The 593-nt window shown below is 68.5% G+C and carries 1 protein-coding gene; it reads right to left on the reverse strand.

The features are described 5' to 3' along the window. A partial coding sequence (locus KME79_RS44355) for an IS5 family transposase (RefSeq protein WP_219552688.1) occupies window positions 1-565 on the reverse strand: 565 nt, incomplete at its 3' end. Between the last annotated feature and the right edge of the window lie 28 nt (window positions 566-593).

Genomic DNA, 593 nt, shown 5'->3' on the forward strand with positions numbered 1-593 from the left:
GGTCGACCAGGGCGGTGCGGACGCTGCCGGGCGGGGTGGCGGCGGCGACCCGGTCCAGCAGCGCGGTGCCGATGGCGTTGTCGTGGATCGAAGCTGCCGCGACCACCACCGCGATGACCAGGCCGAGCACGTCCACGGCCAGCCCGCGCTTGCGACCCGGTATCTTCTTGGCCGCGTCCCGGCCGGTGGTGGCTTTCGGGACGCCGGCCGCGGCGCGCACGCTTTGGGTGTCGAGCACGACCAGGCTGGGGTCGGCTAATCGCCGGTTCTTCTCCCGTACCTGGAAGCGCAGCAGGTCGTGGATGGTCTTGTCGGTGCCGTCTTTCCGCCAGGCGGTGTAGTAGTACATGACCGCGCTGCGCGGTGGCAGGTCATGGGGCAGCAAGTTCCACTGGCAGCCGGTCCGGCTCTGGTACAGGATCGCGTTGACGATCTCCCGCATCTGGTATTTGCCCTGGTGGCCGCTGACCGAGGGGTGCGCGGCCTTCCACGCCGTGATCACCGGCTCGATCAGGGCCCACCGCTCATCGGATAAGTCCGTCGCGTACGGCTTGCGTTCACTCACCCGGCTATCTCAACACGTCCACGCTCAC

It is taken from the genome of Nonomuraea harbinensis, assembly GCF_019396385.1.
Taxonomy (GTDB): Bacteria; Actinomycetota; Actinomycetes; order Streptosporangiales; family Streptosporangiaceae; genus Nonomuraea; species Nonomuraea ferruginea.